Source organism: Protofrankia sp. CiP1_Cm_nod3 (assembly GCF_982290655.1).
Window position 1 is genome coordinate 1 of sequence record NZ_CEVIVD010000034.1, and the last position, 23,847, is coordinate 23,847.

Below are 23,847 nucleotides of genomic sequence, written 5' to 3' on the forward strand. Positions count from 1 at the left end.
GTCCGGCGCGGGGGCGGTGCGGGTGGGCCAGCGCAGCCACGAGATGGCGTTGTCCTGGCAGTAGGCGTTGTTGTTGCCGCCCTGGGAACGGCCGGACTCGTCCCCGGCGAGCAGCATCGGTACCCCCGCCGACAGCAGCAGGGTCGCCAGCAGCGAGCGGCGGACCAGCCGCCGGCAGGCCAGCACGGCCGGGTCGTCGCTGGGGCCCTCCGCCCCGAAGTTCGCCGAGTTGCCGTGGTCGTCGCCGTCGCGGTTGTCCTCGCCGTTGGCCTCGTTGTGCTTGTGGTCGTAGGAGACGAGGTCGGCGAGGGTGAAGCCGTCGTGCGCGGTGACGAAGTTCACCGACGCCCACGGCCGGCGTCCCGAATGGTAGTAAAGATCGCTGGAGCCGGTGATCCGGTAGCCCAGGTCGGCGACGGTGGAGGCGCCGCGGGTCCATGCCGCGCGCACGGTGTCCCGGTAGCGGCCGTTCCACTCCGCCCATGGCGCCGGGAACGCGCCCACCTGGTAGCCGCCCCAGCCGACGTCCCAGGGCTCGGCGATGAGCTTGACGGTGGACAGCAGCGGGTCGGCGTGGATGGCGGTCAGCAGCGGCGCCGCCGGGTCGAAGCCGTCGGGGCTGCGCGCGAGCGCCGTCGCCAGGTCGAAGCGGAACCCGTCCACGCCCATCTCGGTGACCCAGTAGCGCAGCGAGTCCGTGATCATCTTCACCACGTGCGGGGATGCGGTGTTCACCGTGTTGCCGCAGCCGGTGACGTCCCGGTAGCGGCGCGGGTCGCCCGGGTCCACCCGGTAGTAGGTCGCGTTGTCCAGGCCGCGCAGCGACAGGGTGGGGCCGTGCTCGTCGCCCTCGGCGGTGTGGTTGAACACCACGTCGAGGATGACCTCTATCCCGGCCGCGTGTAACGCGCCCGCCATCTCCTGGAACTCGGCCACCGGGTTGTCCGTGGCCGCGTAGCCCGGGTGCGGGGCGAAGAAGCCCACGGTGTTGTAGCCCCAGTAGTTGGTCAGGCCGCGCTGGGACAGCGCCGGCTCCGGGACGTGCGCGTGGACGGGGAGCAGCTCCACCGCGGTGACGCCGAGCGCGCGCAGATGGTCGATGACCGCCGGGTGGGCCAGGCCCGCGTAGGTGCCGCGCCGCGCCGGCGGGACGTCCGGATGCGTCCGGGTGAACCCCTTCACGTGCAGTTCGTAGATGACCGTCTCGGGCCAGGGGATGGCCGGGCGCTTCCCGGTCGGGCGGCGGCGGCCGTCGACCACCACGCACATCGGGACGAAGGGTGCGGAGTCGTTCCCGTCGGGGCCTGCCGCGTACGGGTCGGCCTCCTCGAAACCGTGGATCGCGGGGTTCGGGACGAGGGAACCGGTCAGCATCCGCGCATAGGGGTCGACGAGCAGTTTGGCCGGATTGTGGCGCAGGCCGCGTTCGGGGGCGTAGGGCCCGTGCGCCCGCAGCCCGTAACGCTGGCCCGGTCCGGCTCCGGGCAGGTAGCCGTACCAGATCCCGCCGTTCCGTTCGGGCAGCCGGTGGCGGCTCTCCCGGCCCCGGGCGTCGAACAGGCAGATCTCGACCGCGTCCGCGCTCGGGGCCGCCACCGCGACGTTGACGCCCCGGCCGTCCCAGTGGACCCCCAGCGGCTCGGGGGACCCGGGCAGCACGGGCCCGGGCCGGGCTGTGCCGGGCCGGGGCACGCCGGGCCGGGAAGGGCGGGGCCGGTCGGCGCCGGGCTGATCGGCGCCGGACTGGTCGATGTTGTCACGAACGTGGAACCGTGGCGTCACCTCCGTGACGGTAGCCGTGGCATGTTACCGGCGCCCGATTCCGGTGACTGCCGTCCGGTTACTCCCGCCGACGGGCGGCGACTGTGAGTGAACGGCACCGCGGACGCCGGGGCCGGGCCGCCGGCCGCGGGCGCCGGGCCAGCGAGGCTGGGGCGGCATGGCTGGATCATCCGGAGCAGGAGCGACACCGCCCGGTCCGGCAGGATCGGATCATCATCCGATGACGGGGGCCGGGCCGTCATGGCCACCGGACGCGCCGCCGCCGCCAAAAGGTGTCGGGAACGTAATCGCCGCGTATCCGTGAAGATCGAGTCGCCAGGGCTTAGGCTGCCTGAATCAGGGGCGCCGTCGGGACGTCACGGGCCCGGCACGGGTATCAGCGGATGACGGTCGGCCAACGGCGGGGCGACGGACGTGCCGTACGCCGCCGGGAGCCGGGAATGATCGAGGAGGTCGGTCGGTGGCGGTCGTGGGGTTCGACGTCGACGGCGGTATTGGCACGATCAGGCTGGATCGGCCCCCGATGAACGTCATCAACAGCGAGGTCACCGCCGGGCTGCGCGCGGCGGCCGACGAGGCGACCAGACGGGCGGACGTGCGGGCGGTCATCATCTACGGCGGCCCGAAGGTGTTCGCGGCCGGGGCCGACGTCAAGGAGATGGCTCCGCTGGACCCCGCGGAGATCCTGACGTGGGTGACTGACCTGACCACCACGTTTGAGGCGGTGGCCCGGATCCCGAAGCCGGTGGTGGCCGCGGTGACCGGCTACGCCCTCGGCGGCGGCCTGGAGCTCGCCCTGACCGCCGACTTCCGGGTCTTCGGGGACAACGTCAAGGCGGGGCAGCCCGAGATCCTGCTCGGCATCATCCCGGGCGCGGGCGGGACGCAGCGGCTGCCGCGCCTGGTCGGGGTGGCGAAGGCCAAGGATCTGATCTTCACCGGCCGGCAGGTCCGGGCCACCGAGGCCAAGGAGATCGGCCTCGCCGACCGGGTGGTCGCCCCCGACGACGTCTACACCGAGGCGCGCTCCCTCGTCGCCCGGTTCGTCGACGGGCCGGCGGTCGCGCTGCGGGCGGCCAAGCGGGCGATCGACGACGGCCTGGACGGCGGGCTGTCCGAGGGGCTGCGGCTGGAGACGGCGCTGTTCGCCGGCCTGTTCGGCACGCAGGACAGGCGCATCGGCATGGACGCCTTCGTCGAGCGCGGTCCCGGCAAGGCTGACTTCGTCGGCCGCTGAACACCATGGACGACGCCAAGGACGACGCCAAGGACGTGGCCCGGGCGGACCAGGCGGGTGGGACGGACCAGGCGCCTGGGGCGGCTGGGGCGGGCCGGGCGGCCGGGCCGTCGGCGTCCGAGATCCAGGCGGCGTGGAGCGACCCCAAACAGGCGAACATCATCTACCACGACGCCGAGGCCGGCTCCTACGACGCCAAGTGGTCGATCTCGTTCGACGACCGCTGTATCGACTACGCCCGGGACAGGTTCGTCACCATCGCGGGTAGGGCCGGCTGGCCCTACCCGAACGCCCTGGAGATCGGCGCGGGCACCGGGTTCTTCCTGCTCAACCTGGTGCAGGCCGGGGTGGTCGCCCGCGACGGGGCGCACGTCAGCGACATCAGCCCCGGGATGGTCGCCACCGCCACCCGCAACGCCGCGAGCCTGGGCCTGACGGTGGCGGGCCGGGTCGCCGACGCCGAGTCCGTCCCGTACCCGGACGCGAGTTTCGACCTGGTGGTGGGGCACGCCGTCCTGCACCACATCCCGGACGTCGAGCGGGCGCTGCGGGAGGTGCTGCGGGTGCTGCGGCCGGGTGGGCGGTTCGTGTTCGCGGGGGAGCCGACCCGCTACGGCGACGTGGTGGCCCGCCGGCTGTCGCGGGCGACCTGGTGGGCGACCACCCGGGCGACCAGGCTGCCGATGCTGCGCGGCTGGGCCCGGCCGGCCGGGGAGCTCGCGGCCAGCTCCGCCGCGCACGCCCTGGAGTCCGTGGTGGACCTGCACACCTTCGTCCCGGCGGAGCTGGCCGCGATGGCGCGCCGGGCCGGCGCGGCCGAGGTGAAGGTGCGCACGGAGGAGCTCACCGCGGCCTGGTTCGGCTGGCCGGTGCGCACCTTCGAGTGCGCCGTCGCCGAGCCGAAGCTCGGCTTCGGCTACCGGATGCGCGTCTACCGGACCTGGCAGCGCCTTGCCGCCTTCGACGCCCGGTACGCTTCCCGGGTGGTGCCCGCGGGCCTTTTCTACAATGCTCTCGTCACCGGTGTCCGGGCACCGGACGGGCGTCTGTGAGAATACTCGGCCGCCGCCGGTACGGGGATCCCCGGCAGGGGCGTTTCCTGACGTTCTCCACGGTGCGCTGGATCGCCCGCCACCGGGCCTGGACGCCTTTCTACCTGCGCCGGTACTGGCGGTTCGCGCTGTTTCGGCTGCGATATCCGCAGGTGGTGACGGAGGGTTTCGTTTTTCTCGGGAAGAACGTGGCCGTCGAGGGGCGCCCCGGTTACGGGCGGATCGTGCTGGGCCGCTGGGTGCACCTCGGCGACAACAGCCGGATCCGTTGCCACGAGGGGAACCTGCGTATCGGCGACAAATGCGTCCTCGGCCGGAACGGCACCATCAACTGTTATCTCGACGTCGAAATCGGCGCAAAATCAATGATCGCGGACGATGTGTACATCATAGATTTCGACCACGTGTTCGACGACATTCACGTGCCCATCAAGGACCAGGGCATCGTGAAGTCCCCGGTGCGGATCGGCGCGGACGTGTGGATCGGCACCAAGGTCACCGTGCTGCGCGGGAGCCGTGTCGGTTCGGGGTCGGTGGTCGCCGCGGGCGCCGTGGTGAACGCCGACATCGCGCCGATGTCGGTCGCGGTGGGTGTCCCCGTCCGCGTCGTGCGTAACCGGATGGCGGACTATCAGGCGGCCGAGGCGAAGCGGGCGGCCCTGGCCGACATCGCCCGCAAGACGGCCGCGGCCGCCGCCGAGGTCGTCGCGGCCCGCGCCGAGGCCGGTCGTCCCCGTCAGGGGTGACCCGCCCTGGTGACCGTCGGACCGGCGGCCGGCCCGGTGGCGGATCCGGCGATCGGCATAATGATCGACAGGACGGCCGACATCATGTCGGGAAGTCGACTTCGTCACCACCGGGGGCGGGGCTTTCGCGGCCTTCCGGCGGGCTCTATTATGTCGTCTGACGTCCCGCTTCGATCGACAATATGACGATCAGCCGGCATGGCGGTCGACATGGCGGTCGACAAAGTGGCCGACAACAGCAGCCCGAGCGGGTGTCCCGAGAGGTTGAGGATGGCCGAAGCCGACGACATCGTAAACATCCGGAAGCTGCCGGTGGATTTCACCAAAACGATCCGACAGGTTGCCGACCGGCCAGAAAAAAGCGGGCGTGTCCGGTTGCCGGGGCTCGACCCCGACGCCTTTCGGCATCCTCTCGACCGGCGGGCCACCCGTACGCTGCAGCGGATTCCCGGGTTCGACCGGGCGGTGGCGAAATACATCGAATGGGGCGTGGAGCGCGGCCACTACGTGGAGCACACGGCGTCCAGCGTGAAAGTGGGGCCGAACCAGCTCCCGGAGATCTACGCGATCCTGCGCGAGGCGTGCGCGATCCTGGACGTCCCGGAGCCCGAGCTCTACGTCCGGCGCGGCCCGGTCGACGCCTACACCGCCGGGCACACCCGCCCCTACGTGGTGCTGTTCACCGACCTGCTCGACATCATGGACACCGACGAGCTGCTGGCCGTGATCGCGCACGAGCTCGGCCACGTCAAGTGCGGCCACATCCTCTACGGGACGATGGCCCGCATCGTCGGCGGCGCCATGGGCGCGGGGGTGGCCCGCGGGGCGGGCGCCGTCATCGGCAACGCCGCATCCTTCGGGCTGGGCGCGGGCCTGGCGGCCTGGGCCCGCAAGGCGGAGCTGACCGCCGACCGGGCGGCCATGCTCGCCGTCCAGGATCCCGGCCCGTGTGTCCGGATGATGATGAAGCTCGCCGGCGGCGCGGCCCGCTGGCTGGACCAGATGAACCCCGACGCCTTCCTCGAGCAGGCCCGGATGCTCGACGACATGGTCGAGCAGAGCCCCCTCGCCTGGTTGCACCGGCTGCGGATCCGCGCCACCGGAACCCACCCGCTCGCGGTCGAGCGTGCCCGCTACTTCGACGAGTGGCTGCACGAGGACGAGCCCCGGAAGATCCTGGAGGGCATCTACGCCGTGCGGGCCGGCAGCCGGCACTGCCTGACCTGCGCGACACCGCCGCGTCCGACCGAGAACTTCTGCGCGTCCTGCGGCACCGGTCTCGCCGTCTGGACGGCCGCCGGCTGACCCGGCCCGGCCGGACGCTTCACCGCACGCCGGGGGGCTGGCGCACGCCGGGGGCTCAGCGCAGGGCGAGGTCGACCACGAGCGGCCGGTGGTCGCTGCCGATCTCGTCGCCCACCTGGTAGCCGGTGACGGCGAACCGCGGCGACGCCAGCACGTGGTCGATCCGCAGCAGCGGTGGCAGCACCAGATGGTTGGCGTTCCAGGTCGGGGCCCAGCCGGCGTGGGCCACGTCGTGGGCGTCCCGCAGCCGCTCGTCGAGCAGGCGCGCGAACGGCCGGTGGTCGCGGGTGGCGTTGAAGTCACCGGCGAGCACCACCGGGACGCGGGCCAGGGCGGCCTCCGCCCGCAGGGTGTCGAGCTGCTGCCGCCACCGGGTGGCGTACTCGCGGCTCGTCGGTGACACCGTGTGGACGGCGAAGAGCCGGAACTGCCGGGTGGCGTCCACCCGGACCGTCATGCGCAGCGACGGCAGGTCACCGACCAGCGGCAGCTCCGCCTGGACGAGCGGGAACCGGGAGAACACCGCCACCCCGAACGGATCCGGCCGGGGATGCGCCTCCCGGTAGGCGTAGCCGGCCAGCGCGCCGGACTTCGTCACCGCGTCCAGGGTGAGCGGGGTGACCTCCTCCAGCACGACGATGTCGGGCCGGAGGCGGGTGATCTGGGCACCGAGCCGCCCGGCGTCGCCGTTGGTGTACAGCAGGTTGGACGTCATGATCCGCACCTTCGCCGCGTCGGCGGGGACGGCCTCGGGCTTCCCCGGCCACAGCTCGGGCACGGTGAAGGCCAGATGGGCGATGACGGCCAGCAGTGAGACGATCAGCAGCCGGTTGCGCCGCAGCGCGAAGGCGGCCGCCAGCGCCATGTAGGCGGGCAGGTACTCGACCGGGGCGAACGCGTTGATCCCCGAGTACGGCCAGCTCAGCGCGTCGTCCAGATGGAGCAGCCGGCCCGCGGTGATGATCACGAGCGTCCCGGCGACCACCCAGGAAAGAAAGATCGTCAGGGTGCGTGGCGGTATCACGGCGGTGGCGCGGCCCTTCGCCCCCGGCCGCTCCGGTTCGCCAGGGAACACGGGCAGGTCGGAACCGCTCTCCGGATGCGGGGAGGTCATGACAACAGGTTGCCGGTAGGGACAGCCGCCGCGGCCACCAGGGTCGGACGCGGATCCGACAGTGGGCCCAACCACACCCCAGCACCGCGGCCGACCGCATGGTGCCAGTACGGCCGGCTTCCGCGCACTTCCCGCCGCCGGCGTGACAGCGGCAGGCATCTCCATGGCAGGAGTGTGAGAGCCGAGGTGTGGGCGGGGCGCACGACGCGGAAGTGACGGTGGTCGAGAGTGGCTACCTGGTCTGTTCCGAGTCGTTCGCTGAGAGCGATGACGCTGGCATCGGTGCCGCCGAGTGGGAGGCCGCGGTATCGACCGGCGAGTTCCCGGATGCGGGTCCAGTCGGTATGGGTGAGGGTCTCGACGGTGAGGGCATCGTCGATGATGGCGGTGTAGAGGGCAAGCTCCGCCGTAGGGCCGAGTTCGCGATTGATCAGATAGGCCGCTTCGGCGATCACGAGGGGCGAGGTGACGAGCGGGCTGTCTGTTCGCTCGAGGAGCTGCGCGCAGGCGGTGTGGTGGGGGTCGTTGCGGTCCGCGGCCGCGACGATGACTCCGGTGTCGACGAGCAGCACCCCTGGTGTCAGTCCCGCCCGAAGCCGTCGGCCAGAAGCTCGTCGATGCGAGGGGTGATGCCCGAGTGGGATGCGCCTACGCCGACGAAGGCGAGCCTGCGGCGGGCCGAGGTCTCAGCCGGAGGGAGCTGGGCGGCGAGGTCGGCGATGACGTCGACGACATGGGTGCCACGCCGTTCGGCCTCGGCGGTGAGGCGGCGGACGAGCTCGTCGGGCAGGTCGAGCGTGATGCTCATGCGCCGATTCTACGTCCCCAGGGCTGTTGATCTGGTTCGTCCAAGTAGCCCTCGCGGTGGATCCGCGGTGGCATGTAACCGGCTCAGGCCCATGGTTGTCGAGCTGGGTTGATCATCAGGGGCGGGGGCTTCTGTCCGCATCGCGTTCTACAGCTCCACAGCCCGGTCAGGCTCTGGTGAGCTGGCGGGCGTCCAGGGCTGGGAAGGGGTGGTCCAGGGTGTGGTAGTGGCGGGCGAGCCTGGTGGCGGCGAGGCGGTCGCCGGCCTGGACGGCGTCGGCCAGCGCGTCGAAACGTCCCGCGTGCGTGTAGGCCCGGGATCTGGCGTAGTCCGCGGCGCTGTCGTGGGTGACGCAGAACGCCCAGTCGCTGGCGCCGGTGAGGAACGCCTCCCGGGCCAGCTGGTCGAGGACGTCGTCACGCCGGGCCGGGTGGGCGGCGGCGGTCACGACCTCGACCAGCCGGCCGTTCACCTCGGCGGCGAGCTTGGTCAGGTCGGTCACGTCCGCCCAGACGTGGAAGTCCTTGCCGAGCCCCCAGGAGCCCGCCGGCAGGTCGCGGGCGCCCTCGACGTGCCCGGCCGCGGCCGCCCGCGACAGCGTCGTCACCTGGATGCCGGCGTCGGGCAGCAGCGTGAGCAGCGCCTCCAGGAACGCCGGCCCCTCGTGCCAGTGGTGGCCGAACAGTTCGGTGTCGAAGGCGCACACGACCAGCGCGCGGCGGCCGCCCCTGGCCTCGGCCAGCTCGGTCAGCCGCCGCCGCAGCACACCGACGAAGCGCGCGGCGTCGTCGGCGGCGGCCCGGCGGGCGGCGGCGGGCTCGTAGGGCGCCTTGCGCCCGGGGGGCGTGTCCACCGAGGTCACCCGGGCCACCCGCAGGCCGCTGCCGTGGTCGAAGGTGTGGAAGTCGCGGTACCACCCGCCCCCGGGATAGCCGGCGGTGGGCGACCACACCTCATAGGAGACGCCGAGGTCGCGGGGGAAGGCCAGCACCCCGCTGCCGGCGACGTCGTAGGCGCCGGCGGTCTCACCGCCGACGGTCGGGCCGTCCACCACGAAGTGGGTCACGCCCGCGGCGGCGTAGTGGCGTTCCAGCCCCGGCCGGTAGGCGCACTCCGGGGCCCAGATCCCGCCGGGCCGGGTGCCGAGACGCAGGGCCGCGTCGTCGAGGCCGGCGCCGAGCTGGGCCAGGACGATCCGCTCGTCCAGCAGCGGCAGCACCGGATGGGACGCCGGCCCGCCGAGCAGTTCGACGACCCCGGCGTCGGCCAGGCGGCGCAGCAGCGGTGACGCCCCGTGCCGCCAGCGGCCCTCGACGGCGTGCCGGGCGGCGGTGGCCAGCGCGCCCTCGTAGCCCGCGCCGGGCACGCCGTCCACCAGCGCGCCCTGTGCCCGAAGCTGCCAGTCCGCCGTCCATCTGGCCAGTTCGGACAGGCAGTACGGGTCGTCCAGCATGGCGGCCAGCACGGGTGTGACACCGAGGGTGAGCACGTCGTGGTGGCCGGCGTCGGCGAGGCGTTCGAGCAGGTCGACCAGGGGCAGGTAGGCGCCGGTCCACGCCTGGTACAGCCATTCCTCGCCGACCGGCCACGCGCCGGCGTGCGCGACCCACGGCAGATGGCTGTGCAGCACCAGACAGAACGTCCCGACCGGCGCGGCCGGCGTCCGGGCAGGCTGGCTCATGGCCGGCGGTAGGCGACCACGGCCAGGTCGAGGCTGGCGGTGATCGGGGTGTCGGCGGTGTCCGGGTGCAGGGCGAAGTCGTCGATGCCGGTACGGCGGACCCGCTCGGCCAGCGCGGCGGACCACTGCGGGTAGGGGCGGGCGAGCTGGGCGTCCACGATCGCGCCGTTGCGGCGCTCCCACGCCCGCAGCCGTGGCGCGTGCCACACGCCCCACCGGCGGGTGACCACGAAATGCTCCTCGAGGAGGGCCGTGAGCTCGTCCGGGGCCAGCTCCCGGGTGTGGTACGGATTCGCGGGGGTGTCGAGCCCCGGGGAGAAGGTCAGCCGGTTCGGGGTCGTCAGCACCAGCGTCCCAGCCGGGCGCAGCACCCGGGCGCACTCGGCCAGGAACGCCTCCTGATCGTGGAGATGCTCGATGACCTGCAGGTTCGCGATGACCTCGGCGGTGGCGTCGGCGAACGGCAGCCGCTGGAGATCGGCACGGACGGGGATGGTGGCGGGATAGGCGCGCCGGACGTGCTCGACGACGTCGGCGTCGGCGTCGACCGCGACGACCCGGGAGGCCGACCTCGCCAGCATCGCCGCGCCGTACCCCTCACCGCAGCCCGCCTCGACGACCACGGCCCCGGTGGTGAAGGGCGCGAACGCGGCGTAGGCCGCCTCATGCCGTTTGAACCAGTACCGCTCGAACCACACCCCCGGCACGGTCCGCTCCCCGAAGACCGCCCAGGCAAGCAGCGTGTTCTGATCGTCGGACGTGGGGTCGGCCTCGACGCCCTGGTGGGGCCCGTCGTCGTGGCGAGCCTCGACGTCGCGGCGGGGTTCAGCGGTGCGCTGGGGCTCAGCGGTGTGGCGGGGCGTCGTCGCCGGCTCATGCCTGACCATGAAACCCGACCTTACGCACTGGTAACCACTACGTGTCGACGACCCCCCACGCACAGCAAAAGGTGTGATGTATATGACGCATTGCAGGAACAATATGGAGATGTAACGCGCCCGGATGCCGCCGCGCGCCCGCGTGGCCCGCTACCGGGCCCGGTCGCCACGCGGAACGCGGTCGTCTGCGATGCCCGGCCGTACGGCCGGCGCCGGTCAAGCGGTGGGCGCTGGCCGTACGGCCGGTGGTGACCGCGCGGGGGAGGCGGGTCAGACGGAGACGGCTGTCGCCGCCACCTTGGTGGGGCGGTCGGGACGGGCCACCAGGGGGGCGGCGTGTTGGCGCCACTCGCGGACGGCGACGATGCCGCCGTGTCGGCTCAGTTCGCGGTCGAGTTCGCGCAGTTTCTCGGTGATCCGGACGGAGTCGAGGGTGCTTGCCAGGTCGACCGCGCGGCGTCCGGCGTCCAGGGCGGCCTCGACGTCCGGGCCGGACCGGCGCAGGTAGGACAGGGCGAGATCCGCCTCGGCGTAGCTGCGGGTGCGGGTGCGGGACGGGAGCTGCCGGGCGCGGGACTCCAGCAGCAGGGGCTCGGCCCGCCGGGCCCGCCCGAGCAGCATGAAGCAGTGGCCCTTGCACTCGGCGATGTCCGCTTCGTTGTAGTGCGCGGACCACGCCGGGCCGTCGCCGCCGTCGGCCCGGTCGAGCGCGGCGTCCATGGCGGACAGCGCCTTGCCGCAGCCGGCCTCGTCGCCGTTGCGGGCCAGGGCCCAGGCGTGCCTGTCGTGCAGCATCACCTGTACCGAGCCGGACGCGACGGTGCGGGAGCGGTCGAGGGCGGCCCTGGCCAGGGCGAGGCTCTGGCGGAGCTGCCCGAGGCACCCGGCCTGGTCGCTCATGACGGAGAGGATCCGGCTGGCCAGCATGGCGTCCCCGGCGTGTTCGGCGAGGCCGAGCGCCTGTATATAGTAGCGTTGTGCCAGTGACTGACGGTCGCAGTCCTGGGCGAGCCAGCCGCTGAACTGGGTCAGCTCGGCCAGCGCGCCGAAGAGGTCGGGGGTGTGCCGGGCCTCCAGCGCGGTCCTGGCCCGGTCGTGTAGGAAGGCGACTACCTGTCCGCGGATCTCGCCGCTGCCGTAGCGGGCGTCGAGTTTGCGGAAGGTGTCGGTCATGTCCCTGATCATCATTGCGGTCGGGGCGGGGGCCGGGGCGGCGTCGTCGACCGTTCTGACGACGCCGGTGAGGCTGGCCAGCACCGAGTCCGCGAAAGCGCTCGCTACGAACGCGCTTCCGTCCTGCAAGAGATCTCGCCTGCGCATGTCGCGTCCTGAAAGTCCGGCGATGGTTCCAAGGGTGCCCGCGGGCTGCTCGGCCACGGTGAGCCCGAAGTCGTCCCCGCGGAATGTCTCACCCCGCCAGCCGAGGTCGGTCGGGGTGATCTGGTAGCCCACCAGCGCCGACATCTCGGCGGCGGCGAGCTCGGCCACCATGGGGTCGCGGGGGCGCATGCCGCGGCGCCAGTGGCCCACTGTGGTCCGTGCCAGCGCGAGCTCGATCCGGCGGTGTCGCCGTGCGCGCTCGTTGACCTGTCGGGCGAAGCGGGTGTCGGAGATCGAGATCTCGGCGAGTAGACGTGCGAACAGTGTCGGGCGGGATCCATCTTTGTCCGATACAGGGTCATTATCCCGAACGAAGCCGATCAGTTCCGGTTTTCTGTTCATTGTGCCCTCGTGGCTCGTATGATTACTTTTCGTGACGGCATGGTGTTTTTGAGGCTCAGGACAGAAAGTAGTGATCCGATCACGGTGCTGGAAGGGGCTGTGCAGAAGTCGGCCCGAATGCACACGCGGGTGCCTTCCGGTGGCAACGTGGACGGGGCATGGTTCGGAGCGCGCCGGCGATCATTGGGCGTGACAACGTTGCCGGTGCGACCATGTCAGGAACAAGCAGACCGATAAAAGTGGCTACGGAGGCCTCGAGGCGTGGTGAACATCGTCGTTACTGTCAAGCAGGTGCCGGACACCTGGGCAGAGAAGAAGCTTGACCCGGTTACCCGGACGATCGATCGCAAAAGTGTGGACAACGTCATAAACGAGATGGACGAGTACGGTGTCGAGGAGGCCCTGAAGATCAAGGAAGCCCATGGTGGCGAGGTGACAGTGGTCACCCTGGGCCCGCAGAAGGCCGTCGAGACCATCCGCAAGGCGCTGTCGATGGGTGCGGACAAGGCCGTGCACATCACCGACGAGCAGCTGGCCGGCTCCGACGCGCTGCAGACGTCCGCCGCGCTCGCGAAAGTTATTTCCACGCTGTCGCCCGACATCGTCATCACCGCCGCCGAGGCCTCCGACGCCCGCGGCGGTGTGCTGGGGGCCCTGCTCGCCGAGCAGCTCGGGCTCCCGCAGCTCACCCAGGCCCGCAAGGTGACCGTCGACCCGGGGGCGGGCACCGTTCGTATCGAGCGCCAGGCCGACAATGGCTACGCTCTGGTGGAAGCGTCCATACCGGCGGTCGTCGGTGTCGTCGAGAAAATCAACCAGCCGCGCTACCCGTCGTTCAAGGGGATCATGGCGGCCAAGAAGAAGCCGCTGACCACCGTGTCCGTCGCCGACGCCGGCCTGGATCCCGCCACGGTCGGGCTCGCCAACGCCGGGTCGGCGGTGGTGGACGCCCAGCCGGCGCCGCCCCGCCAGACCGGGACGATCGTCAAGGACGAGGGCGACGGCGGTACGAAGGCCGCCGAGTTCCTCGTCGCGCAGAAGCTGATCTGAGGGGTCCTTATCCAATGGCTGAGGTTCTGGTACTCGTCGAGCACGCGGACGGCGAGCCGAAGAAGGTCACTGCCGAGCTGCTGACGCTCGCCCGGTCACTGGGCGAGGCGTCCGCGGTCTTCCTCGGCGCTCCCGGCACGTACGCCAAGATCAAGGATTTCCTGGCGGAGTACGGGGCGTCGAAGGTGTACGTCGTCGAGTCCGACGACGTCGTCGACTATGTGGTGGCGCCGGTGGCCGAGGTGCTGGCCAAGCTGGTGACCGACGTCGCACCCGCGGCGGTCCTCACGGCCGCCACCGCGGAGGCGCGGGAGGCCGCCGCGCGCACGGCCGCGAAGACCGGGTCCGGCCTGCTCTGGGACGCGGTCGCCGTCGCGGCGGACCTGACCGCGACCCAGGGCATCTTCGGTGGCTCCACGATCGTCACCTCGAAGGTCACCAAGGGGACGCCGATCCTCGTGGTGCGGCCGAACACCACCGCCCCCGAGGCCGCGCCGACCACCCCGGTGACGCAGAACGTCGACATCACGATCTCGGACGCCGCGAAGTCGGCGAAGATCCTCGACCGGGTGGTCGAGGCCAAGTCGGGCCGTCCCGACCTCACCGAGGCGCAGATCGTGGTCTCCGGCGGCCGTGGCCTCGGCGCCGCCGAGCACTTCGTGCTGGTCGAGAAGCTGGCCGACAGCCTCGGCGCCGCGGTGGGCGCGTCCCGGGCGGCGACCGACGCCGGCTGGTACCCCCACCAGCAGCAGGTCGGCCAGACCGGCAAGACCGTGTCGCCGCAGCTCTACGTCGCGGTCGGCATCTCCGGTGCGATCCAGCACCGGGCCGGGATGCAGACGTCCAAGACGATCGTCGCGATCAACAAGGACCCGGAGGCGCCCATCTTCGAGTTCGCCGACTACGGCATCGTGGGTGACCTGTTCAACGTCGTCCCGCAGCTCACCGAGGCGATCGAGAAGCGCAAGGGGTAGCCGGGCCGCCGCTGTGCGGCATCGTGTCCGCGGACGTCCGGTCGCTGTTCTTCCGCGGACGTCTGACGGCCGGATGTTCCCTCCCTCCCGAGGAACGTCCGGCCGTCGCCGTACGCCTGGCGTGGGCGGCCGGCCGCCAGCCGGAACCGTTCCGAGGACGGCCTGGCGGACCGCCCGTCGGGTACGGGCCCCTACGCCCGGTGGTGCGGTAGGGGTCCGGGCGGCTCGGGCCCCTGTCCGATCCTGTTCCCTGTTCCCTGGGTGCGGCTTCGGGCGATACTGGCCCGGCCTCACTGGCCCGGCGTCCGGTGGGTGACGCTCGGTGGGTGTTGTGGATTCTGTGGGTGTTTCCTGGCTGGAACGCCCTCTTGCCGTCTTCCGTTGTTGCTCCGGCCGGACGGCTTCGCAAAATAACGATCATGTCGGGGTCTGGACTCCCGGCCTATTGTGTGGGCATCCTAATATCTGCCCGTCCAACTATTGGACGGGAAAGTGTGCCCGCCGTTGGTCCGGAGGTTTCGAGGATGGGCGTAGCCAGTCAGTCACCCCTGCACGTCCCGCAGCATCCGGTGCGGGTCGTCACCGTGGCCTCCCTGTTCGACGGCCACGACGCGGCGATCAACATCATGCGCAGGATCCTGCAGTCCCAGGGCGTCGAAGTGATCCACCTCGGCCACGACCGCGGTGTGGAGGAGGTGGTCACGGCCGCGATCCAGGAGGACGCCCAGGCGGTGGCACTGTCGTCCTACCAGGGCGGGCACGTCGAGTACTTCAGCTATCTGGTCCAGCGGCTGCGTGAGCGCGGCGCCGGCCACATCCGGGTGTACGGCGGGGGAGGGGGTGTCATCGTCCCCGACGAGATCGCCCTGCTGCACTCCCGCGGGGTCGCCCGGATCTTCTCGCCGCAGGACGGGCAGCGGCTCGGGCTGCCAGGGATGATCAACATCATTGTCACCGAGTGCGACACCGACCTGACCGCCGACCTGCCGTCGGTGCCGGCAATCGCAGCCGGTGACCAGGGCGCGCTCGCCCGGGCGATCACCGTGTTGCAGGGCGGCGCCTCGCCCGAACTCGCGCGCCAGGTGCGCCAGGCGGCCCGGCCCGGAATCCCGGTGCTGGGCATCACGGGCACGGGCGGATCCGGCAAGTCCTCGCTGACCGACGAGCTGCTGCGCCGGCTGCGCCTCGACCAACAGGACAAGCTGCGCGCCGCCGTGATCGCGGTGGACCCGACCCGCCGCCGCGCCGGCGGCGCACTGCTCGGCGACCGCATCCGGATGAACGTGCTCGGGGACAGCGACGGCCCGTCCACGATCTTCTTCCGCTCCCTGGCGACCCGGGGTGCCGGCAGCGAGCTGCCCGAACGGATCGGCGACGTGATCGCGGCCTGCCAGGCCGCCGGCTACGACCTGGTCGTGGTCGAGACGCCGGGCATCGGCCAGGGCGACACCGGGATCGTCGACCTGGTGGACGTCTCGCTGTACGTGATGACGCCCGAGTACGGCGCCGCGTCCCAGCTTGAGAAGATCGACATGCTGGACTTCGCCGACGTGGTGGCGATCAACAAGTTCGAGCGGCCCGGGGCCGAGGACGCCCGCCGCGACGTCGGCCGTCAGCTGGTACGCAACCGGGAGGCCTTCGGCTCCTCCTGGGAGGACATGCCGGTGTTCGGGACGAGCGCGGCCCGGTTCAACGACGACGGGGTCACCGCGCTCTACCAGCACCTGATCTCGTTGCTCGCGGCCAAGGGGCTGCCGCTGGCCGCCGGTACGCTGCCGCGGGTGTCGGTCAAGGCGTCCTCGGGGCTGACGAGGGTGCTCCCGGCGTCCCGCGTCCGCTACCTGGCGGAGATCGCCGAGACCGTGCGCTCCTACCACCGGCACAGCACCGAGCAGGTCGAGGCGGCCCGCCGGCGCCAGCACCTGCGCACCGCGCACCAGGAGCTCGCCGCCGCCGGCGACCGGTACGCGGGGCTCGACGCCCTGCTCGAGGGTGCCGAGAAGGGCCTGGATCCCAGCGTGCGCGAGCAGCTGGACGCCTGGCCGGCGACGGTGGCGGAGTACTCCGGCGAGGAGCTCGTCTACACGGTGCGCGGCAAGGAGATCCACACGCCGCTGCGCCGCACGACGCTGTCGGGCACCTCGATACCCCGGGTGGCGCTGCCCCGCACCGGCGACGACGGTGATCTCGTGCGCTTCCTGCGCGCGGAGAACCTGCCCGGCCGGTTCCCGTTCACCGCCGGGGTGTTCCCGTTCAAGCGGGTCGGCGAGGCGCCGGCGCGGATGTTCGCCGGTGAGGGCGACCCGTTCCGCACCAACCGGCGGTTCCACTACCTCTCCCGGGGCTCGGAGGCCACCCGGCTGTCCACGGCGTTCGACTCGGTCACGCTCTACGGCCGGGACCCGGCGCCCCGCCCCGACATCTACGGCAAGATCGGCACGTCCGGGGTCTCGATCGCGACCCTGGACGACATGAAGGAGCTCTACGCCGGCTTCGACCTGTGCTCGCCGACGACGAGCGTCTCCATGACGATCAACGGGCCGGCTCCCGCGATCCTCGCGATGTTCCTCAATGTCGCCATCGACCAGCAGCTGGAGCGGTCCGCCGCCACCGAGGGCCGCGAGCCCACCCCGGCCGAGGCCGCCGAGGTGCGGGCCAGGGCGCTGTCGACCGTGCGCGGCACCGTGCAGGCCGACATCCTCAAGGAGGACCAGGGGCAGAACACCTGCATCTTCTCCACCGAGTTCGCCCTGCGCTGCATGGCCGACGTGCAGGAATGGTTCATCGGCCACAGCGTCCGCAACTTCTACTCCGTGTCGATCTCCGGCTACCACATCGCGGAGGCCGGGGCGAACCCGATCAGCCAGGTCGCCTTCACCCTGGCCAACGGCTTCACCTACGTCGAGGCGTACCTCGCCCGCGGCATGGACATCAACGACTTCGCGCCGAACCTGTCGTTCTTCTTCTCCAACGGTCTGGACGCGGAGTACAGTGTCATCGGCCGGGTAGCCCGGCGGATCTGGGCGGTCGCTCTGCGTGAGCGCTACGGTGCCGCCGAGCGGTCGCAGAAGCTCAAGTACCACGTCCAGACCTCCGGCCGTTCCCTGCACGCGCAGGAGATGGACTTCAACGACATCCGCACGACACTGCAGGCCCTGTGCGCCATCTACGACAACTGCAACAGCCTGCACACCAACGCCTACGATGAGGCGGTGACCACCCCGACCGAGCACTCCGTCCGCCGGGCGCTGGCCATCCAGATGATCATTGACAAGGAGTGGGGGCTGACCGGCAACGAGAACCCGCTCCAGGGCTCCCACATCGTCGAGGAGCTCACCGACCTCGTGGAGGAGGCCGTCCTCGCCGAGTTCGAGCGGATCTCCGAGCGCGGCGGTGTGCTCGGCGCGATGGAGACCGGCTACCAGCGCGGCCGTATCCAGGACGAGTCCATGCTCTACGAGCAGCGCAAGCACGACGGCAGCCTGCCGATCATCGGGGTGAACACGTTCCTCGACCCCGACGCGGAGGACAGCGTGCAGGGCCCCATCGAGCTCGCCCGAGCCACGGAGGAGGAGAAGGTCTCGCAGCTCGAGCGCCTCGCCGACTTCCAGGCCCGGCACGCCGAGGAGGCCCCCGAGGCGCTGCGCCGGCTGCGCGAGGCCGCGGCGGCCGGCGAGAACGTCTTCGACGTCCTCATGGAGGCCGTCCGGCACTGCTCGCTCGGCCAGATCAGCGACGCTTTCTTCGAAGTCGGTGGCCGGTACCGTCGTAATGTCTGAAGCAGCCTAGTTTCCCAGCGGCCCTGGCTGGCCAGGGCCGCGCGGTCGTGATTCGCTCGCGTCCGGGGTCCCGCCGGATCCGGTGGGGCCCCGGAGGTGGCAGGTTTCCGACAGGTCCGGGAGGCCCACGTTTCCCAGAGCCCACGGCGGCCCCATGGACCCGCGGCGGCACGGGAAACGAGGCCCGTGTTGTTCCCGGCCGACCGGCCACGTCGTGGAGGAGCCGTCCGACCGTGTCCTTTCCCAAACCCCTGCCGTTCGACCCCATCGAGGAGGCGCGCAAGCAGTGGACAGCGCACGGCTGGGCCGAAGCGGCTGACGGCATGGCGGCCGTCACGTCCGTGATGCGCGCCCAGCAGATCATCCTGGCCCGGGCGGACGAGGTGCTGCGCCCCTTCGAGCTGACCTTCGCCCGCTACGAGCTGCTCGTGCTGCTGCTGTTCAGCCGGGCCGGCTCACTGCCGATGAGCAAGGTCGGCAACCGTCTGCAGGTGCATCCGACGAGCGTGACCAGCGCGGTCGACCGGCTGTCCTCGCAGGGCCTGGTCCGCCGCATCCCGCACCCCACGGACCGGCGCACCACCCTGGCCGAGATCACCGCGGCCGGCCGGGAGGTGGCGACCACGGCCACCGTCGAGCTCAACCGCCGTCTGTTCGCCAGCCCGGGCTTCCCACCCGAGCAGGTCGGCCCGCTCGTCGACATCCTCCGGGACTTCCGCAGCCGCGCCGGCGACTTCTGACCTGCCAGCCCGTCAGCCCACCGGCCTCCAGCAGACCACCGAGCTATCACTTCTGACCGGATGTATCGGACTTGTCGCGATCCATGGTGTCACGTACTGTCACTCTTGGATCTGCTGACAAGCAACATACACAGAGGTGTGTATGTTGATGACCATGGCTGATGTGCGGACCAACATCGTCGTCGACGACGAGTTGATCGAGGAGGCCATGCGCGTCTTCGGAGTGAACACCCGGCGTGAAATCGTCGATCTGGCCTTGCGGCATCTCGTCGGCCGGGCCGACTTCCGGCGCCGGGCCCTGGCCCTGGAAGGCACGGGCTGGGACGCGGACCTGAGCGAGCTCCGCCCGGGTTTCGTGTCGAGTCTCGACAGCGTTTCCCGTGACGACCGGTGATTCTCGTCGATACTTCCGCGTGGATCGAGCTGCTCCGTGGGAGCAAGTCACCGGTCCATCGGCGGCTACGCGATCTGATCGACGAGGACGCCTACCTGGTGACGACGGAGATCGTCCGTTTTGAGGTGTTCGCAGGCGCCCGTTCCCACGAACACCAGCGTGAGCTGCTGGCGTTGCTCGCGTCCCTACCCATCCTTCCTCTGCATGATTCCGGCGATTACGAGAACGCCGCGGCCTTGTACCGATCCGCCCGGCACAGCGGGGTGACGGTCCGGGTGCTCACCGACTGCCTCATCGCGCAGGCGGCCATCAGAGCCGACGCGGGTCTGCTGCATGCCGATCGCGACTTCGACAACCTCGCCCGGATCACCGGCCTGCGGATCGAGCCAGTCGAGTGAACGGCGGCCTCTGCTGGCTCACCCGCCTTCGTACAGGCGGTGGAGGTCTATGAGGACGATGTCGGGGGCGCGGGCTGCGGCGGCGCGCAGGTCGTCGGTGAAGCCGGTGGCGGAGAACAGCAGGAGGCGGGTGCCGGTCACGTCCAGGTTGCCCGTCCGTTCGATGAGCGTGCGGGCGCGTCGCAGCCTGTTCAGATGCTCGAGGCCCAGCTCGACGCCCCATTTGGCCTCGCCGACGGCGACGAGCCGGCGGCGCTCGCCGTCGGCCGGGCCGAGCGCGACGACGTCGAGCTCCATCGCCGCCCGCTGTTCGCGGTCGTGGATGGTGCCGTGGCCGATGTCGCCTATGTCGCCGAGGTCGTCGGTGCCGAGAGCCGCCGGGCCGGCGTACAGCGCCACCCAGGTCCGGCAGATCTCCTCGAAGTCGGGCCCGAGGATCTGGGAGGCGAACGTGGCGCGCCGGCCCGGCCAGGTCCTGGCCGCCTGTCCACGCGCCTCGAGCCGGCCGAAGACCGGCCGCATGACGGCGTGGTAGAAGGCGATCAGCGGCTCGGCGATCCGCCACACCGGACGCCGGTCGCGCAGCAGGTCGTCCGCCTTGACCAGGAAGCCGGCGTCGGTCAGCACGGTCAGCGGGTGCGCGAGGTCGCCCGTCGGCCGGCCGACCGCGTTCGCGATCGCGCCGCGGGTGACAGCGCCGGTGGCCACGGCCGCCAGTACCGAGCTGTACAGGCCGGGGTCACGCAGGTCCGGCTCCTCCGCGAGCAGGTAGCGCGCCTCGCGGAACAGCGGCGAGTTGCGGTTGAGGACCGTTCTGACCACCCAGGCGTCGAAGTCGTCGATGCCGCGCGGGCCGTCCCCGCGAGCGAAGTCCCGGTAGGCCGGCGTCCCGCCCACGACGGCGTGTACCTGCGCCGCGAGCCGGTGGTCGTCGATGCCCCAGAACTCCCGGGCCAGCCGGAAGTCCAGCGAGGGCACGACCAGCTCCAGCGCCGCCCGGCCGCGCAGCGGCGCCGAGCCGGCGAGCAGACGGCCCATGACCGTGAGCGCGGATCCGCACAGGATCAGCCGTGTTCGCGAGCCGGTCCGTTCGGGACGGCGCGGGCCGAACGCCGCCTGGACCACCGAGGGCAGCTGTGGCGAAGCCTTGATCAGATAGGGGAACTCGTCGATGACGACGGTGGTCGGAGCCTGCCGGCCCAGCCCCAGCACGGCGTCGACCGCCTCGGCCCAGGAACCGAACGCCAGCGGCGCCGCGGCGCCGACGTGCTCGGCGAAGCGCGCGCCGAACAGCCGCAGCGAGTCCACAGCGGTCCCTTCGAGCGCCTGGTGGTACAGGCCACCGGTCTGCTCGCACGCCGCCTCGAGCAGGAACGACTTCCCCTGCCGCCGGCGGCCGGTGACCACGCCCAGCGTCGCGCCCGGCGTCGGGTCCTCGCAGAAGCGCGCGAGCGCCGCCCACTCCTCCTCCCGGTCGAACATGTCCACCGGCCGCTCCACCTGCACCACCCATCCCGGCGTCCAAGGCGCCTCCAAAGGCTGGATTCTAGTGTAACCACAATTACATGAAACGTACTTACACTAGAAAGCCACAGGTGGAAGCCATGATCTGAGACTGTGTGCGACCGTCTCTGATCGGATACCGCGCTTTGCCAGATGTGCTTGGCGGGCCGGCGGTGATATTCGGAGGGTGATGGTCCGGTCCAGCCCGCCGCCGTTGGCCGGTCGTCGGCGGTTGGGGCGTCGGGTTGCGGACTGTGGGCGTCGGGCGGGTATCGCCGGCGGGCGCGGATATCCTCGGTGGTGTGACCTACCTCGACCATGCGGCGACCACGCCGATGCGTCCGGAGGCCGTGGCCGCCTACAATGCGGCGCTCGCGGACGGCGGGAACGCGTCGTCGCTGCACGCCAGCGGCCGTCGTGCACGCAGGGTGGTTGAAGAATCGCGTGAGGCGCTCGCCGCCGCGCTGCGCGCCCGCCCGTCCGAGGTGGTCTTCACCGCCGGCGGCACCGAGAGCGACAACCTGGCCATCAAGGGGCTGTACTGGGCCCGCCGGGCCGCCGAGCCGCGCCGGCACCGGGTGCTCGTCAGCGCGGTCGAGCACCGGGCCATCCTCGACACCGTGATCTGGCTCGCCGAGGCGCAGGACGCCCAGGTCGAGCTGCTGCCGGTGGACGCCACCGGGATGGTGCGCCCCGAGGTCCTCGCCGCGGCGATCGCGCGTGACCCCGACAGCGTCGCCCTGATCAGCGTGATGTGGGCGAACAACGAGGTCGGGACGGTCTCACCGGTCGCGGAGCTCGCCGCGATCGCGCACCGTTACGGAATCGTGTTCCATACCGACGCCGTCCAGGCCGTCGGGTCGATCCCGGTGTCGTTCGAGGACAGCGGCGCGGACGCGCTGACGGTCAGCGCGCACAAGCTCGGCGGCCCGATCGGCATGGGCGCGCTGCTGGTACGCCGCGGCCTGACGCTGGCGCCGCTGACGCACGGCGGCGGGCAGGAGCGCGACGTCCGCTCCGGCACCCTGGACACCCCGGGGGTGGCCGCCTTCGCGGCGGCGGCGTCGGCGGCGGTCGCCGAGCAGCCGGTCGAGGCGGTACGGCTGGCCGCCCTGCGGGACGACCTGGTCGCCCGGGTGCTCGCCGCGGTGCCGGGCGCGGTGGCCAACGGAGCGCCCTCCGGTCCCGGCCGTCTGCCCGGCATCGCCCATCTGACCTTCCCTGGCTGCGAGGGCGACTCGCTGCTGCTGCTGCTCGACGCCCACGGGATCGAGTGCTCGACGGGGTCGGCCTGCTCCGCGGGGGTGGCCCAGCCGTCCCACGTGCTGCTCGCCATGGGCGTCGACGAGGCCCGCGCCCGCGGCTCGCTGCGCTTCTCGCTGGGGCGGACGTCCACCGCGGCGGACGTCGATGCCCTGGTCCGTGTGATCATGCCGGTGGTCGGCCGGGCGCGCCGGGCGGGGGCGCTCGCCGGGCTGTCCGGGCTGTCCGGGCTGTCCGGGGGGTGAGCCGGATGCGTGTGCTCGCGGCGATGTCCGGGGGTGTCGACTCGGCGGTGGCGGCGGCCCGCGCGGCGGACGCCGGCCATGACGTGACAGGCGTGCACCTGGCCCTGGCGAAGTCGCCCGAGTCGCACCGCACCGGCGCCCGCGGCTGCTGCACGATCGAGGACGCCCGGGACGCCCGCCGCGCCGCCGACATCATCGGCATCCCCTTCTACGTGTGGGATCTCGCCGACCGCTTCGAGCACGACGTCATCGACGAGTTCGTCGCCGCCTACGAGGCCGGCCGGACGCCCAACCCGTGCGTGCGCTGCAACGAGCGGATCAAGTTCGCGGCGGTGCTGGAGCGGGCGCTGGCCCTGGGCTTCGACGCGGTGGTCACCGGCCATCACGCGCGGCTTTCCGGGGCGGTGCTGCGCCGCTCGGTCGACCCGGGCAAGGACCAGTCCTACGTGCTGGGGACGCTGCGCCCCGACCAGCTCGCCCACGCGATCTTCCCGCTGGGGGACACGACGAAGACCGAGGTCCGCGCCGAGGCGGCCCGCCGTGGCCTCGCGGTCGCGGACAAGCCCGACAGCCACGACATCTGCTTCATCGCCGACGGCGACACCGGCCGCTGGCTGCGCGACCGGCTCGGCTCCCAGCCCGGGCCGGTGGTGGACGCCGCCACCGGCGAGACACTGGGGGAGCACGAGGGGGCCTTCGCGTTCACGATCGGCCAGCGCCGCGGCCTGCGCCTGGGCCGGCCCGCGCCCGACGGCAGGCCCCGCTACGTCCTGGACGTCTCCCCGGTGACCCGGACGGTGACGGTCGGCCCGGCCGAGGCGCTCGACGTCTCCCACCTGGTGGCCGACCGGGCGGTCTGGCCGTACGAGGGGCCGGTGGTCTGCGCGGCGCAGGTCCGGGCGCACGGGCAGGCGGTGCCCGCCACCGCCGAGGGCGTCGGCGACGAGCTGCGCGTGGCCCTGGACGAGCCGCTGCGCGGCACCGCCCCCGGCCAGGCCGTCGTCCTCTACGACGGAGACCGTGTCCTCGGCGGCGGCCATGTCCTCCGGCTCGGGCGCTGACGGGAGGCCCGGGTACCGCGGGGCGCGGGTACCGCGGGGCCCCGGCCGGCCTTTCCCCGCTCCTCTGCCCGCTCCTTGGCACCTGCTCCTTGGCACCTGCTTCGGCACCTGCTTT

20 protein-coding genes are annotated in these 23,847 nt (G+C 71.7%); 12 read left to right on the top strand and 8 right to left on the bottom strand.

Annotated elements, in window-relative coordinates:
- Positions 1-1,692, bottom strand: a 1,692-nt coding sequence (glgX, locus tag AC5LUJ_RS09305) for a glycogen debranching protein GlgX (RefSeq protein WP_493464784.1), incomplete at its 3' end; no start/stop codon positions are given.
- Between the two features lie 550 nt (positions 1,693-2,242).
- Between glgX and AC5LUJ_RS09310 the strand changes: the two genes are divergently transcribed.
- The 4 genes from AC5LUJ_RS09310 to AC5LUJ_RS09325 all read left to right on the top strand — a co-directional run bounded on the left by AC5LUJ_RS09310 (position 2,243) and on the right by AC5LUJ_RS09325 (position 6,122).
- Entirely contained in the window at positions 2,243-3,019 is a 777-nt protein-coding gene (locus tag AC5LUJ_RS09310) for an enoyl-CoA hydratase/isomerase family protein (RefSeq protein ID WP_250281126.1), read from the top strand.
- Between the two features lie 5 nt (positions 3,020-3,024).
- A complete protein-coding gene (locus AC5LUJ_RS09315) occupies positions 3,025-4,071 on the top strand; it encodes a class I SAM-dependent methyltransferase (protein ID WP_250292459.1) in 1,047 nt (348 codons plus the stop codon).
- Positions 4,068-4,817 (top strand): acyltransferase, encoded by a 750-nt coding sequence (locus AC5LUJ_RS09320; protein ID WP_250292457.1) that lies wholly within the window; start codon positions 4,068-4,070, stop codon positions 4,815-4,817. The genes AC5LUJ_RS09315 and AC5LUJ_RS09320 overlap by 4 nt, the downstream gene beginning before the upstream one ends.
- Positions 4,818-5,087: 270 nt before the next feature.
- Positions 5,088-6,122 (top strand): M48 family metalloprotease, encoded by a 1,035-nt coding sequence (locus tag AC5LUJ_RS09325; RefSeq protein ID WP_250292455.1) that lies wholly within the window; start codon positions 5,088-5,090, stop codon positions 6,120-6,122.
- Between the two features lie 55 nt (positions 6,123-6,177).
- Here the strand turns inward: AC5LUJ_RS09325 and AC5LUJ_RS09330 are convergent, their stop codons facing one another.
- The 6 genes from AC5LUJ_RS09330 to AC5LUJ_RS09355 form a co-directional block, all read right to left on the bottom strand.
- On the bottom strand, positions 6,178-7,236 hold the full coding sequence (locus AC5LUJ_RS09330; RefSeq protein WP_250281119.1) for an endonuclease/exonuclease/phosphatase family protein: 1,059 nt from the start codon (positions 7,234-7,236) through the stop codon (positions 6,178-6,180).
- On the bottom strand, positions 7,233-7,808 hold the full coding sequence (locus AC5LUJ_RS09335) for a type II toxin-antitoxin system VapC family toxin (protein WP_250292454.1): 576 nt from the start codon (positions 7,806-7,808) through the stop codon (positions 7,233-7,235). Before AC5LUJ_RS09335 ends, AC5LUJ_RS09330 begins: the two co-directional genes overlap by 4 nt.
- An 8-nt stretch (positions 7,809-7,816) precedes the next feature.
- The gene (locus AC5LUJ_RS09340) at positions 7,817-8,044 is read right to left on the bottom strand and encodes a hypothetical protein (protein WP_250281114.1); all 228 of its coding nucleotides are present in this window, start codon (positions 8,042-8,044) and stop codon (positions 7,817-7,819) included.
- 166 nt (positions 8,045-8,210) lie between these two features.
- Positions 8,211-9,725: a 1,4-alpha-glucan branching protein domain-containing protein gene (locus AC5LUJ_RS09345; RefSeq protein WP_250292452.1), complete on the bottom strand. Its 1,515-nt coding sequence runs from the start codon at positions 9,723-9,725 to the stop codon at positions 8,211-8,213.
- Positions 9,722-10,612 carry a class I SAM-dependent methyltransferase gene (locus tag AC5LUJ_RS09350; protein WP_250281111.1) on the bottom strand — a complete coding sequence of 297 codons (891 nt, stop codon included), beginning with the start codon at positions 10,610-10,612 and terminating at the stop codon, positions 9,722-9,724. Before AC5LUJ_RS09350 ends, AC5LUJ_RS09345 begins: the two co-directional genes overlap by 4 nt.
- Before the next feature lie 261 nt (positions 10,613-10,873).
- Positions 10,874-12,325: an NsdA family TPR-like regulatory protein gene (locus AC5LUJ_RS09355; protein WP_250281110.1), complete on the bottom strand. Its 1,452-nt coding sequence runs from the start codon at positions 12,323-12,325 to the stop codon at positions 10,874-10,876.
- A 264-nt stretch (positions 12,326-12,589) separates the two neighbouring features.
- Between AC5LUJ_RS09355 and AC5LUJ_RS09360 the strand changes: the two genes are divergently transcribed.
- The 6 genes from AC5LUJ_RS09360 (at position 12,590) to vapC (ending at position 19,660) form a co-directional block, all read left to right on the top strand.
- Positions 12,590-13,375 carry an electron transfer flavoprotein subunit beta/FixA family protein gene (locus AC5LUJ_RS09360; protein WP_445548529.1) on the top strand — a complete coding sequence of 262 codons (786 nt, stop codon included), beginning with the start codon at positions 12,590-12,592 and terminating at the stop codon, positions 13,373-13,375.
- A 14-nt stretch (positions 13,376-13,389) separates the two neighbouring features.
- On the top strand, positions 13,390-14,349 hold the full coding sequence (locus tag AC5LUJ_RS09365) for an electron transfer flavoprotein subunit alpha/FixB family protein (RefSeq protein WP_250281105.1): 960 nt from the start codon (positions 13,390-13,392) through the stop codon (positions 14,347-14,349).
- Positions 14,350-14,873: 524 nt separating this feature from the next.
- Positions 14,874-18,128, top strand: a complete 3,255-nt coding sequence (gene icmF, locus AC5LUJ_RS09370) for a fused isobutyryl-CoA mutase/GTPase IcmF (protein WP_250292450.1) — start codon at positions 14,874-14,876, stop codon at positions 18,126-18,128.
- Positions 18,129-18,361: 233 nt separating this feature from the next.
- Complete coding sequence (locus AC5LUJ_RS09375) at positions 18,362-18,868, top strand: MarR family winged helix-turn-helix transcriptional regulator (RefSeq protein WP_250284866.1); 507 nt, start codon at positions 18,362-18,364, stop codon at positions 18,866-18,868.
- 148 nt (positions 18,869-19,016) lie between these two features.
- Positions 19,017-19,262 carry a type II toxin-antitoxin system VapB family antitoxin gene (locus tag AC5LUJ_RS09380; protein WP_493464782.1) on the top strand — a complete coding sequence of 82 codons (246 nt, stop codon included), beginning with the start codon at positions 19,017-19,019 and terminating at the stop codon, positions 19,260-19,262.
- The gene (gene vapC, locus AC5LUJ_RS09385) at positions 19,259-19,660 is read left to right on the top strand and encodes a type II toxin-antitoxin system VapC family toxin (protein WP_250284862.1); all 402 of its coding nucleotides are present in this window, start codon (positions 19,259-19,261) and stop codon (positions 19,658-19,660) included. Before AC5LUJ_RS09380 ends, vapC begins: the two co-directional genes overlap by 4 nt.
- Before the next feature lie 18 nt (positions 19,661-19,678).
- Here vapC and AC5LUJ_RS09390 read toward each other — a convergent pair whose 3' ends face one another.
- Entirely contained in the window at positions 19,679-21,142 is a 1,464-nt protein-coding gene (locus tag AC5LUJ_RS09390) for an AAA family ATPase (RefSeq protein ID WP_250284869.1), read from the bottom strand.
- A gap of 323 nt (positions 21,143-21,465) precedes the next feature.
- On the opposite strand from AC5LUJ_RS09390, the gene AC5LUJ_RS09395 reads away from it, so the two are divergent.
- A complete protein-coding gene (locus AC5LUJ_RS09395; RefSeq protein WP_250284860.1) occupies positions 21,466-22,671 on the top strand; it encodes a cysteine desulfurase family protein in 1,206 nt (401 codons plus the stop codon).
- Between the two features lie 5 nt (positions 22,672-22,676).
- Positions 22,677-23,732, top strand: coding sequence for a tRNA 2-thiouridine(34) synthase MnmA (gene mnmA / locus AC5LUJ_RS09400; protein ID WP_250292448.1), 1,056 nt, complete (start codon positions 22,677-22,679; stop codon positions 23,730-23,732).
- Positions 23,733-23,847 lie beyond the last annotated feature (115 nt).

Coding starts and splice junctions, on each gene's coding strand:
- AC5LUJ_RS09315 (WP_250292459.1), top strand. CDS start 3,025: ATGGACGACGCCAAGGACGACGCCAAGGACGTGGCCCGGGCGGACCAG.
- AC5LUJ_RS09325 (WP_250292455.1), top strand. CDS start 5,088: ATGGCCGAAGCCGACGACATCGTAAACATCCGGAAGCTGCCGGTGGAT.
- AC5LUJ_RS09330 (WP_250281119.1), bottom strand. CDS start 7,236: ATGACCTCCCCGCATCCGGAGAGCGGTTCCGACCTGCCCGTGTTCCCT.
- AC5LUJ_RS09340 (WP_250281114.1), bottom strand. CDS start 8,044: ATGAGCATCACGCTCGACCTGCCCGACGAGCTCGTCCGCCGCCTCACC.
- AC5LUJ_RS09345 (WP_250292452.1), bottom strand. CDS start 9,725: ATGAGCCAGCCTGCCCGGACGCCGGCCGCGCCGGTCGGGACGTTCTGT.
- AC5LUJ_RS09350 (WP_250281111.1), bottom strand. CDS start 10,612: ATGGTCAGGCATGAGCCGGCGACGACGCCCCGCCACACCGCTGAGCCC.
- AC5LUJ_RS09355 (WP_250281110.1), bottom strand. CDS start 12,325: ATGAACAGAAAACCGGAACTGATCGGCTTCGTTCGGGATAATGACCCT.
- AC5LUJ_RS09365 (WP_250281105.1), top strand. CDS start 13,390: ATGGCTGAGGTTCTGGTACTCGTCGAGCACGCGGACGGCGAGCCGAAG.
- icmF (WP_250292450.1), top strand. CDS start 14,874: ATGGGCGTAGCCAGTCAGTCACCCCTGCACGTCCCGCAGCATCCGGTG.
- AC5LUJ_RS09380 (WP_493464782.1), top strand. CDS start 19,017: ATGACCATGGCTGATGTGCGGACCAACATCGTCGTCGACGACGAGTTG.
- AC5LUJ_RS09390 (WP_250284869.1), bottom strand. CDS start 21,142: ATGTTCGACCGGGAGGAGGAGTGGGCGGCGCTCGCGCGCTTCTGCGAG.
- mnmA (WP_250292448.1), top strand. CDS start 22,677: ATGCGTGTGCTCGCGGCGATGTCCGGGGGTGTCGACTCGGCGGTGGCG.